We start from the raw sequence: 11,065 nt of genomic DNA, 5'->3' as shown, positions 1-11,065 counted from the left end.
GGAAATTTTAAAAGGGTAAAATAAAATTGACCCCCAACACCAGGACTTTAAAGGGGCAATCATATTGTAGCCAAAGGTGGGACAATCCTGCTTGGCCAAAAGGGTCAAAGTCGCGTGGCTTTTCCAACTTATCGTGCAAGTATTCAACAGGTTGTTATCATACCTATTTATACAATTCCTTGTTATGCTTGATATCCTTCCGTCAGAATCCTTTTCATATGAATACGTGAAATAATAATCCACAAATTCAGGAGTATTAATTCTCGAAATAAGATTCGCCGACCTCTTTCCTGCAAGCCCTAATTCCAGATAATTAACGCAACCATATTCGGTTCCGTTGGATGGAAGGAAGTAATCTATAAAATAATTAAGGTCTATACTTTCGTCGTTTTTTTCTTTTGAATACTCATATTTGAGCTCCGTATCCGACATATTGAATGAAGACATATTGCCACCTGAATATGTAAACGTACCTTTATCATAGTTATTCGATATCTCAACCAAATAACCATTGTTGTCATATTCAGCCCTTGCAATAGATGTATTATTGAAGAACACCTCCGCATAATGGCCGTCGTCCTTGTGGTCTATCAGCTTAAGCCTGTCGCCTTTATTGTACCAATTAATGTACCTCACCCCATTCTGTTGCGGTTCAAAAGTCAGGTTGTCGTCTTCATCGAAAGCACCCAAGCCAAAACCAATAGCGTTCAGCTCGCCTTTGAAATCGTAAAAGAACCAATAGGAATGATAATCGTACGAATCATCGTAATCTGTAAGGAACGACAAATGCGACACTTTACCTGCAAGACTTTTCCTTCTGGTGAACTTGGCCGTAATTATATAGTCACCGTCTTGCCTTTTAAGGGTAAGTTCGTTTTCCTTCAATGACATTATAATCCACGGCACATCATCTTGATTGCGATTTATGATGTTTCCTGAAAGAGTGTAAGTAAAATATTCACTCCGCCCTGTTTCTAAGAGTTCATCATAAGCGCTTTCGCTTTTCAAGAATCCAGATCTATCTTCGTTAAATGTTATAGCGAGGTTGTCATCGTTATAATAAGACTCACTTTGATGGTCCTCGCCTTCCTCCCAATGCTGATAATAGCAAATCCATTCACCTACAAGATTCTCATAAACGACCTCCACTTCATGTCCGCCGCCTTCGCCGTCGCCTGCTCCGTCGTCATCATCATCCGAACAAGACGCAAACATAAATATCAGCATCGCAGGAAGGCACAATAAAGATAAATACTTATTCATAATGTTGAATTTTACATTTTAGCCCTCTTCAGTCCCCCAAAAAAGGCTCACAATAAACTGCAAAGCGTGGAACTGCAATATATGATATTCGGGAAGTCGAATAAAGGCCAAAATGAAAAAAAGAGCTAAACATCTGCAAATATAATCATTGATATACTGCATTTTATGCGGTATCAGATTCGGGAACGACTTTTTAATTTGTCTTAATCCGTTGCAGGTTTCTTCGGGATATACGGGAACATATACGGGAATTTGTTTACCTTTGCGATGTGAATCAAAAAGCGATGCCGATGAAAGTTTCCGTCTATCTGAAAAAATGCTCCCCCGAGACCTCGAACATCTGTTTCCGGGTCAGGGAGAAGAGCGTGGACATAAAGGTGGCCTCTCCCCTTGAGGTACAGGACAGGTATTGGGATTCCGACACCCTCAGTTACAGGCGCACGACAGCTGTCCCTGCCGCCGAGCAGAAACGCCTGCCCGGACAGATCGCCGCCATCATCGAGCGGGCGGAGAAGACCTTCTCGGACAAGGCGGACGGCAGGTGGATGAGGCAGGTCATCGAGGATGTGCTGTACCCGGCCCGCGCCTTCGAGCGGAACCACCCGAACCTGCTCGCCCGTGTCCATGAGTATCTGGAGAAGTTCGACGGGGCGGAAAGGACCAAGGAGCACATCATACGCTTCGAGCGCAGGATGTCGCGCTACCATGACTACCGGCGGGTGATATTGGGCGAGACGGACTTCACCCTCTTCGTGGAGACCGTCACGCTGGAGCAGATGAACGGTTTCAGGGATTATGTCGTGAACGAGTACAGGCTGCGGCAGGAACACCCCGGCTTCTATGCACCCCGCACGCTCATCAACCACAGGCCGAGACCGCTTTCCGGCACTACCGTCATCAACACCATGAACCTGTTCTGCACCTTCCTGCACTGGTGCAAGAAGATGAAGTATTCCGACAACGAGGTCTATGCCCTCTACGGCTGCAAGGAGCCTACCTACGGCGACCCGTTCTTCCTCACTTCGGAAGAGAGGAACATCCTGTATGACGCGGACCTGAGCGACAGTCCGAAACTGGCCGTCATACGGGACATCTTCGTGTTCCACTGCTATGTCGGCTGCCGAGTGGGGGACCTTTACAGGCTCACGAGAGCCAACATCAAGGACGGCTTCCTGGAATACATGCCGCAGAAGACGAAGAAATGCCAGGCGAAGACCGTCAGGGTACCGCTGCACGAGAAGGCACTGAAGATACTGGAACGCTACGATGGCAATGCCGACAGACTGTTCCCGTTCAAGCAGATACATACCTACAACCTCGGCATACGGGAGCTGCTGAAGCACTGCGGCATAGACAGGACAGTGACCATCCTCGACACGCACGGCTACAACACCGTACAGAAGCCACTGTACGAGGTGGCCACCAGCCATACGGCACGCAAGACCTTCGTGGGTAACCTATACCGGCAGGTACCCGACCCAAACCTGATAGCCTCCATGTCGGGACACGTGGAGGGCAGCAGGGCGTTCAACCGCTACCGCACGATAGACGATGACATGAAGCGCAGGCTTGTGGACATGATAGATTAGACAGAAAGGAGGACATATATATGAAAGTGACCGCATTCATCCGAAAGACCGCCGCCAAGAACAACATAACAGACCAGGCACGGGTCTATTTCCGTGTCCGGGACATCGGCGGCGTGGACATCAAGGCCGTGAGCGAACTGTCCATCAACCCCAACCACTGGAGCCCGGAACGGCAGGGCTACAAGCCCCGCGTGGCTCTGGTGTCGGAGGAGAAGAAGATGAACTTCGACAAGGACGTGCAGCAGATCACCCACCTCATCACGAAAGAGTACCACCGGGGAGTGGACGGCAGCTGGCTCAAGGGGCTGATAGAGGAATACCACCATCCCGGCATCAACGCGAGGGGCGGCAACAGGGCCGACGAGTACCTGCTCTCGTACCAGATACGGAAATACGTCGAGGAAACACCGCTTGCGGATGAAAGCCGGAAACACCACCTCGACAATCTCAACAAGGTGCTGCGCTATGAGCGTTTCCGCCACGAGGTACTGCACCAGAGAGGCTTCCACCTGTGCATCGACACCGTCACGGCGGACGACATCAGGGACTTCAAGCTGTGGATGCAGGAGGAACACAGGTATGTGGACATATACCCCGTATTCTACCGGAATGAGGTACGCCGCAACGTCGGACAGAAGCGTTCCGAGAACAGCATGTCGGGCTCCCTCTACCGCATCCGCACCGTCATCAAGTGGTGCGTCAAGCGCAGGCTGACAAGGAACAATCCCTTTGACCAGTACCAGATTGCCCGGCCGATGTACGGCGACCCGTTCTACCTGACGCTCGAAGAGCGGGACAAGGTGTACTATGCCGACCTGAGCGGCATGGGGGCAACCTATCCGGTCTACCGTGACATCTTCATGTTCCAGTGCCTGATAGGGTGCCGTGTCAGCGACCTGAACAGGCTGACCAAGGCGAACATCGTGGACGGCTTCGTGGAGTACATCCCGCAGAAGACGAAGATGGAACATGCCAATACTGTGCGCGTGCCGCTCAACCAAAAAGCACGGGACATACTGGAACGCTACAAGGATCTGGAGAACGCCCTGCTCCCCCGGTTCTCGCACTTCGGCTACAACAAGAAGATAAAGGAGATTCTCAAGTATGTGGGCATCGACCGTACGGTCATAGTCCTCGACCCGAAGACAAGGGTGGACGTGGCAAAACCCTTATACGAGGTGGCGAGCACACATACCGCACGCAAGACATTCATCGGCAACCTGTACCGACAGGTCAAGGACCCGAACCTGATAGCCTCCATGTCGGGACATTCGGAAGGGAGCCGGGCCTTCGCACGGTACCGCAAGATTGACGACGAGATGAAGAAGGAGCTGGTGAGCCTTTTAGACTGATTGTCATATTCCTCTTTTATTATCTTATACCCCAAAAATCCTACGAATATGGACGGGCAGAAACAGACATACGAACAGTTCAAGGCGGATATCCTCCAGTGGAAAGACGCACACAGGGAGGAATACCGCCGCTTCGCGAAAATGATGGCGGGCGGGAACGAGATGCAGTACCTTGCCGTCTGCCGCGCCATCTTCAAACAGCTGCCCGGAATCAGGCGGGAATGGCAACAGTCATGGTGTGACGACAGCACGGACGGCTTCAGGAACATAGGCCTCCATTTCAAGAAGAACGCGGTGCCGGGGCAGATCGTGGAGCTGTACAGGAAACAGAGGGAAGAAGATGCCGCTTCACTTCCAACCACATTCTGGGGCAGGATGAGATACATTTTCAGACAGAGCGTGAGAAAACACCACGTAACCCTGTCCGCCCCTCTCGTGCTGAGCTGGCTGTACTACGGCAAAAGTTTCGAGGCGATGGTTGACATGGTCAGCAGGCAGGCGGGACATCCCAAGGCAGGGAACGCCGAAAGGATGGGCTGCTCCATTGTCGTCAAACAGATTATTGAAGTGTCCATAAAGAACGGTTTCCGAACGCAGGAGGACTGGGACAAACATTTCGCCATGAAAGACGCCATCGAGAAAGGCAGCATCGGCGAATGGGCTTTGCAGTCCTTAAAGGACGGGCTGGGAGGCAGTGATACCGAAGGCAGCCCGGCAGCAACGGAGTCCGGCAGCGGTACGGTGCCGCAGGCGCAGCGGACGGCCGGAAAGAAGAAGATACAGGAGCGGCCACTTGCGGATTATCTCAAGTGCGGAAACAGGGAGGAAGTCCTGCAATGCATCCGCCGTTTCGTTTCCATAAACACGAGCGCGGTCCACCAGGCACTGCCGTTCTATGTGCTGAAAGAACTGGGGCTGGTGGCCGGGATGCACGCCGCGAAGGAGTACAGCGTGGGGATGGCACTGCAGTTCCCCGACCTGCCCTCGCTGAAAAGCGAGAGCGCCATACGGCAGGCGGTCGGCTTCCTGAAGACGGCAAAGCACGTAATCAAAGACGGCAGGGACCAGTCCGCCCCGCTCATCGAAAGCGACGAGAACCGGGAACTGCACCGGACACTGGCGGCAGAAATCAAGAAAATCATCTCTGATGATGAAGCGGAAACGGCCGCCGGATAAGGCAAAATGAGCCGTTTTACATGGTCATGCAGACTTGAATTGTCATGACAATTTAAGACAAGGCATTATATATCAATCCGTTTCAATTCCCATATACTTTTGCACCGTCAACCTTTTCCTAAGGTCGGCGGTGCTTCTCTTTTATAAGCCATCGGAAGCGGGGCATCAGGGAACTTTTGAAGATGGTCATCACAAACTTCAAAACTGATATTTATGATCACCATAGAAAGTCTGGTCGAACAGGGCGCGAACGTGAAACTGGAAGTCACGCCCGCCGACCTTAAGATGTTTGCCGAATCCATCGTGCAGCGCACCATCATAGCACAACAGGAGGAAAGGGACGCCGCCATGAAGCGTGAGGCGGAAGAGACATGGCTCAATACGAAACAAGTCCGTGAGTTGTTGAACGTATGCGAGGGCACGCTCAACCTGTGGGCGAAGCGGGGCTACCTCGTGCCTGTCAAGGTGGGCAACAAGAACATGTATGCCAGGTCGGATGTCCGGCGTGTGCAGACGGGAGGGAAATCCGAGAGTGTGACATCCTATTGCAAGAAGAGAAATGGCTGACATGACACACACCCGACTTGAACTGTGCAACATGATCCGCATGGAGGCGGAACATACCGAAAACACCGGCTTCCCTCTGGAAGTGTTCCCGCAGACGGTTCAATCCGTCATCCTTGACATGGCCCGGTACGAGAACTACAAGACAGAGTTCATAGCGACTGCCATGATTTCGGCTGTATCTGCGGCATTGGGCGGCACCTACCGTATCCGCATCAAAGGCGAATGGCAGAGCAATGCCGCCCTCTATATCATCCTCGTGGGCAGGCCGGGACTGGGCAAGACACCGCCGCTGGAGGCGGCATACCGCCCCATACGGAAGCACGACTATGTCCTGTTCAAGGCGTATGAGGCGGAACTGGAGGCATGGAAAGCTGCCGGGGAAAATGGGAAGAAGCCCGTGCTGCGGCGTACCGTCGTGTCCGACTTCACCCCCGAATCGCTCCTGCTGACGCACAGCAACAATCCCCGTAGCGTGGTCATCCTCGTGGATGAGATTATGGGGATGTTCAACTCCGCCAACCGCTATACCAACGGACAGCTCATAGAGCAGTTGCTCACGGCATGGAGCGGCGGGGCTTTGGACGTGACAAGGGTGAGCAGTACGATACCTGTCCACATAGAACAGCCGTGCATCAATATCGTCGGAACCACGCAGACCAAGCGTGTTCATGAACTGCTCACGAAAGGATTCGAGGATAACGGACTGCTTGACCGCCTCCTGTTCGTGCTGCCCAAGTCCAGGAAAATGTCAAAATGGACTGATTGGGATGATGGCGGGGAGGACAGGGCATCTCTGGCGGCGGCACGTTGGGAGCAGATACTTGGCAAGGTACTCGCCCTGGACTATGACACGGGAGAGGAAGAAAGGATATCCCATGTGCTGTCCATGGACAAGGAGGCAAAAGAGTACTTCTTCTCATGGTGGAACAGGAAAGTGGAACGCATCAACCGGATAGAGGACGATGCCGAGGTGGACAGCCGTGAGATGAAGCATCCGGCGCAGGTGGCACGGCTGGCCCTGCTCATGCAGGTGCTGCGGTATGCTTCCGGCGAGAGCCATCTGCAGTCTGTGGATATGGTATCGGTAAAAGCCGCTGTTCGGCTGAACGGTTATTTCGAGGACTCGTACCACCGCATCCGTTCATCCGTGGCAGAGGACATGTGCGAGGAACCGCCCAAGGTACTGCTGTCATTGCTGCCGGACACGTTCGACACGAAGACGGCCATCGCCACAGGCAAGGAACAGCAGAATGTCAGCGAGCGCACGGTGATGAACTACCTCAAGGAACTGTGCAGGAGCGGGCTGCTGCGTAAGGCCAAGGCCGGGCATTACGAGAAAGTCATATATGATAAATCTGCAAAATCTAATGAAAATGACAATGAACCGCCAACCAGAAACTGCAACGGATGACCCCTTGTTGCAGCCTGCAGTCTTTGCAGTTTTGCAGTCTCGGAGTACCGGAAAAATAGAATTCCTGCAAGACTGCAAGAACTGCAAACTGCAAATGGAGGTTTTCATTTGCAAGAATCCACAAAAAAGAGCATCATGACCGAATACAGATTCCATCTACAGAAATACCGTCCGGGCAGCAAGACCGCCTGTCCGGAGTGCGGCAGGAAGTCCTGCTTTACCCGTTATATCGACGAGGCGGGAGAGATTTCCTTCCCTGACAACGTGGGTATCTGTGACCATATCAACAGTTGCGGCTACCACTATACTCCGAAGGAATACTTCCGGGACAATCCGGCTGTCAAGGAGAGGTTGAGTGAGCAGGAGAGAAACAGCCGCACACCGACGGCTGCAAGACCGGCAGCGAAACCGGTGCCCGAACAGGAGCCACGGATATCCTTTCTTCCCTCCGATTGGGTGGAGCAGTCCATGCGCAGGTACGACATCAACCCCTTATACTGCTACTTCACCAAGGTGGCCGGCAAGGAGGATACGGACAGGTTGTTCCGTCTCTACAGGGTAGGCACATCAAGGATGTGGAACGGGGCGGCCGTATTCTGGCAGACAGACCGGGACGGCAATGTGCGTGCGGGCAAGATCATGGGTTATGACGCTGAAACGGGACACCGGATCAAGGAACCCTTCAACCAGGTAAACTGGGTACATTCGGTAAGGAAAGTACCGGATTTCAGGATGAAGCAGTGCCTGTTCGGCGAGCACCTGCTGTCGGACACCTCCGCCGCCGTGTCCGACAAACCTGTAGCCATTGTCGAGAGCGAGAAGACGGCGCTTGTCGCCGCCCATTTCATCCCCGACTTCGTTTGGCTTGCCACCGGAGGGATGCACGGGTGCTTCAACAGCGGAGCCATGCAGGTATTGCACGGTCGGGAGGTTGTCCTCTTCCCCGACCTTAAGGCGACGGAAGAATGGAGGCGACGGCTGCCGATGCTGGAATCCTTTTGCAGGCGTGCTACATGTTCCGACCTGCTGGAGAAGATTGCGACCGGTGTGCAGCGTGAAGCCGGATTGGACATCGCCGACTTCCTGCTGATGGAGGACACGCCGCAGATGATCCTTCAACAGATGATAGAACGCCATCCCGTATTGCGGTCCCTCATCGACGCTTTCGGGCTCGAATTGGTGGATGCAGGGAGAGCGGAATGACGGAAAGGTATCGGACAGCTTGCTGTCCCAAGGGAAAGGGGTTGTAAAATCCCGTAGCTTATTAGGGCATTTTCACCGCCTCCGCTTCGCGTCCGGCAGTCAAAAAGCCCATAAGCCGAGGGGCACCCCTTCGGATTCCAGTATATGCCTCCGGCAATAAAACGGGATTTTACAACAGAAATGACAACCATAAAACGAACAGATATGAGCAATACACAATACGCTGTCTGCCACCTGCAGCGTGGCAGCGGTAATGACAGTGGAATGTCATGCCATATAGAAAGAAAGGATGCCAAGGGAAAAATTTATGTGCCGGTCAATGCCAATGCGGACCGGACACATCTCAACCGTGAACTGGTCAGGTTCCCTGAAGGAGTGTCCAACCGTACCGAGGCGGTACAGCACCGCATCGACACGGCCGGGCTGCGCCGCAAGGTCGGCAAGAACCAGACAAAAGCCATCCGTATTATCCTGACCGGGACACATGAACAGATGATGAAGATTGCCAATGACGGTAGGCTGAACAGTTGGATCGATGCCAATCTCAAATGGCTAAGGGATACATTCGGTGAAGACAACCTTGTATCGTGCGTACTGCACATGGACGAGAAGACTCCCCACCTGCACGCCACTGTTGTTCCTATTGTAACCGGTGAGCGTATCCGCAGGAAGCGGGAGGGCGAGAAGAAATATGAAACGAAATCCGGTCCCCGTTTGTCAGCGGATGATGTGATGCGGCGCACCAAGCTTCATGAATACCAGAACAGTTACGCAGCGGCCATGAAACCGTTCGGGTTGCAGCGTGGGATTGTCGGTTCCACCGCCAAGCATCAGGCGAACTCGGAATATTACAGGCAGCAGGTAATCCAATATGAAGAGGATATAACCAAGTTGCAGGCCGATGTGGAGAAGGCACAGGAAGGCAGGAACACCATCCTCGCATGGTTCGGAAAGGGAGACCTTGCCAAGGCAAAGAAGGAACTCGCGAACAAGGACGGGCTGATTGCCGAACTCAATAAACAGATTAAGGCTCTTCAGGTAGAAAAGGCCCGGTTGCAGGAACAGCATAAATCAGGAATCGAAAAGCTGCGGAACGGCTACCAGAAAGAGATAGACGCAGCCATCCGCAGGGCGGAAACCGCCGATCGACAGTCAGAAGAGAAAGATGCCGTCATAGACAGGCAGCGGAAACAGATAGACCGCCTCGACCGGATGGCAAACCCTCAGCGTTATAGCCTTTCATCCGGTGCCGAACTTGTGCGCATCAACGTGTCCAACTACCGAAATCCGTCGCTCCACATCTGGACACGGGTCGGAGAGGAGCTTTTTGAGGACACCAAGTTTCAGATAGACTATGATGTAGCCCAAAAGCATTTTAACGGCCAGATTACGGACGAGGAGTTTGTCAATGCCGTGTTCGAGCCGCAGGAACAGGTAAGCGGGAAGCAGGCCGAACTGTTAGGCGCTGCATTCACCCTTGCTGTCGGTGGACAGGCAGAGGTTCATGTCGGTACTGGTTCTGGCGGCTCATCGTCTGACCTTCCGTGGGGCGAACGGAAAAACAACTTTAAACGAAGTAGATAGCCCTAAATATAGGATTCTTTAAAATTTTTGATAGCTCTGCAACGATATGGCATAGTCACCATAATACTTTTGCAGTGTCAATAATGACAAAACAACATTTATATCTCAACATTATGCCAATTATGATTAATCATGGGAAAGAAATGCTTTGTATTTCACCCAAAGACAATAAGAAAATCAATATTCAACCAATCAAGGCCGCACATGGGTGGTTCGCTACTATGGCTCATCTAATACTGGAGTTTTTTTACGACTTAATGGGCTCAGGTAAAGAATTTCTCGGAACAACCAACAAGAAACTTTTCTATTCTATCAATGATGAGAGAACTTGGGTGCTCCGCAAACATTGATTGTTGAACTGAAACTGTGTTAGTTACAATGCAGTTCCATTAAAAAAGATAAAAATGAAGTCTCAATTTTTCATAGCACCATCAATGGAAACAGTCCTAACGGAAACTACTGATATTTTTAATGTTGGTTCACCTCTAATTTCTTTTGATATAGCCGATATAAGTGCCATTGCAAAGGATGCCAGTAATGTAGTTTTGCTTGAAGGATATGCCAATGGCTCATGCCGTATATCCGATTCTATAGAAGATGCGATTATAAAAATATGTAATATTACGTGAGTTCGGTATAAGAAAACGATTGAAAAAGTTGTGGGAATGAGATATTTTTAACGTGAGTTCGGTATAATAATCTTATGCAATAAGCCTGCTTTTATCAATGATGTCAATATTGAGTGACGGTTTCTTAGGAAGCAGGTTGTATGCGATAAGCCCTGCAACCAGGTTGGAAGCAAAACCGTCAATGCTGCGGTGCCTGGTATGTTCAATGTAGCAGACGTTTTTGAGTTCGTCGTTGACGGTTTCAATGAGCGCCCTTTTCCGCAGCAGGATTTTGTCGTGCAGGTCCATGAG

At 51.6% G+C, this 11,065-nt stretch carries 10 protein-coding genes; 8 read left to right on the top strand and 2 right to left on the bottom strand.

Features of this window, described 5'->3' with window-relative positions; all coding sequences use genetic code 11:
- Nucleotides 1-1,263 (bottom strand): lipocalin family protein (locus H6A34_RS11505; RefSeq protein ID WP_205105635.1); only part of this gene is annotated, 1,263 nt, incomplete at its 3' end.
- Nucleotides 1,264-1,553: 290 nt separating this feature from the next.
- On the opposite strand from H6A34_RS11505, the gene H6A34_RS11500 reads away from it, so the two are divergent.
- The 8 genes from H6A34_RS11500 to H6A34_RS11465 all read left to right on the top strand — a co-directional run bounded on the left by H6A34_RS11500 (nt 1,554) and on the right by H6A34_RS11465 (nt 10,774).
- The gene (locus tag H6A34_RS11500) at nt 1,554-2,852 is read left to right on the top strand and encodes a site-specific integrase (protein ID WP_205105634.1); all 1,299 of its coding nucleotides are present in this window, start codon (nt 1,554-1,556) and stop codon (nt 2,850-2,852) included.
- Nucleotides 2,853-2,872: 20 nt separating this feature from the next.
- Nucleotides 2,873-4,204 (top strand): site-specific integrase, encoded by a 1,332-nt coding sequence (locus H6A34_RS11495; protein WP_205105633.1) that lies wholly within the window; start codon nt 2,873-2,875, stop codon nt 4,202-4,204.
- Nucleotides 4,205-4,252: 48 nt separating this feature from the next.
- Nucleotides 4,253-5,380, top strand: coding sequence for a DUF6043 family protein (locus H6A34_RS11490; RefSeq protein ID WP_205105632.1), 1,128 nt, complete (start codon nt 4,253-4,255; stop codon nt 5,378-5,380).
- A 213-nt stretch (nt 5,381-5,593) separates the two neighbouring features.
- A complete protein-coding gene (locus H6A34_RS11485; RefSeq protein ID WP_205105631.1) occupies nt 5,594-5,947 on the top strand; it encodes a helix-turn-helix domain-containing protein in 354 nt (117 codons plus the stop codon).
- Nucleotides 5,940-7,358 (top strand): DUF3987 domain-containing protein, encoded by a 1,419-nt coding sequence (locus H6A34_RS11480; protein ID WP_205105630.1) that lies wholly within the window; start codon nt 5,940-5,942, stop codon nt 7,356-7,358. Before H6A34_RS11485 ends, H6A34_RS11480 begins: the two co-directional genes overlap by 8 nt.
- 135 nt (nt 7,359-7,493) lie before the next feature.
- A complete protein-coding gene (locus H6A34_RS11475; RefSeq protein WP_205105629.1) occupies nt 7,494-8,561 on the top strand; it encodes a DUF6371 domain-containing protein in 1,068 nt (355 codons plus the stop codon).
- Nucleotides 8,562-8,765: 204 nt separating this feature from the next.
- Nucleotides 8,766-10,145 carry a MobV family relaxase gene (gene mobV / locus H6A34_RS11470; protein WP_205105628.1) on the top strand — a complete coding sequence of 460 codons (1,380 nt, stop codon included), beginning with the start codon at nt 8,766-8,768 and terminating at the stop codon, nt 10,143-10,145.
- A 404-nt stretch (nt 10,146-10,549) separates the two neighbouring features.
- On the top strand, nt 10,550-10,774 hold the full coding sequence (locus H6A34_RS11465; protein ID WP_205105627.1) for a hypothetical protein: 225 nt from the start codon (nt 10,550-10,552) through the stop codon (nt 10,772-10,774).
- Nucleotides 10,775-10,846: 72 nt separating this feature from the next.
- Here the strand turns inward: H6A34_RS11465 and H6A34_RS11460 are convergent.
- On the bottom strand, nt 10,847-11,065 hold a 219-nt coding region (locus tag H6A34_RS11460; protein WP_205105536.1), incomplete at its 5' end, for a transposase.

The sequence above is a fragment of the Marseilla massiliensis genome, from assembly GCF_016899855.1.
GTDB lineage: Bacteria > Bacteroidota > Bacteroidia > Bacteroidales > Bacteroidaceae > Prevotella.
The sequence above is the reverse complement of the archived record's forward strand: the minus strand, read 5'-3'. Positions and strand labels throughout refer to the sequence as shown.

Coding starts and splice junctions, on each gene's coding strand:
- H6A34_RS11500 (WP_205105634.1), top strand. CDS start 1,554: ATGAAAGTTTCCGTCTATCTGAAAAAATGCTCCCCCGAGACCTCGAAC.
- H6A34_RS11495 (WP_205105633.1), top strand. CDS start 2,873: ATGAAAGTGACCGCATTCATCCGAAAGACCGCCGCCAAGAACAACATA.
- H6A34_RS11490 (WP_205105632.1), top strand. CDS start 4,253: ATGGACGGGCAGAAACAGACATACGAACAGTTCAAGGCGGATATCCTC.
- H6A34_RS11485 (WP_205105631.1), top strand. CDS start 5,594: ATGATCACCATAGAAAGTCTGGTCGAACAGGGCGCGAACGTGAAACTG.
- H6A34_RS11480 (WP_205105630.1), top strand. CDS start 5,940: ATGGCTGACATGACACACACCCGACTTGAACTGTGCAACATGATCCGC.
- H6A34_RS11475 (WP_205105629.1), top strand. CDS start 7,494: ATGACCGAATACAGATTCCATCTACAGAAATACCGTCCGGGCAGCAAG.
- mobV (WP_205105628.1), top strand. CDS start 8,766: ATGAGCAATACACAATACGCTGTCTGCCACCTGCAGCGTGGCAGCGGT.
- H6A34_RS11465 (WP_205105627.1), top strand. CDS start 10,550: ATGAAGTCTCAATTTTTCATAGCACCATCAATGGAAACAGTCCTAACG.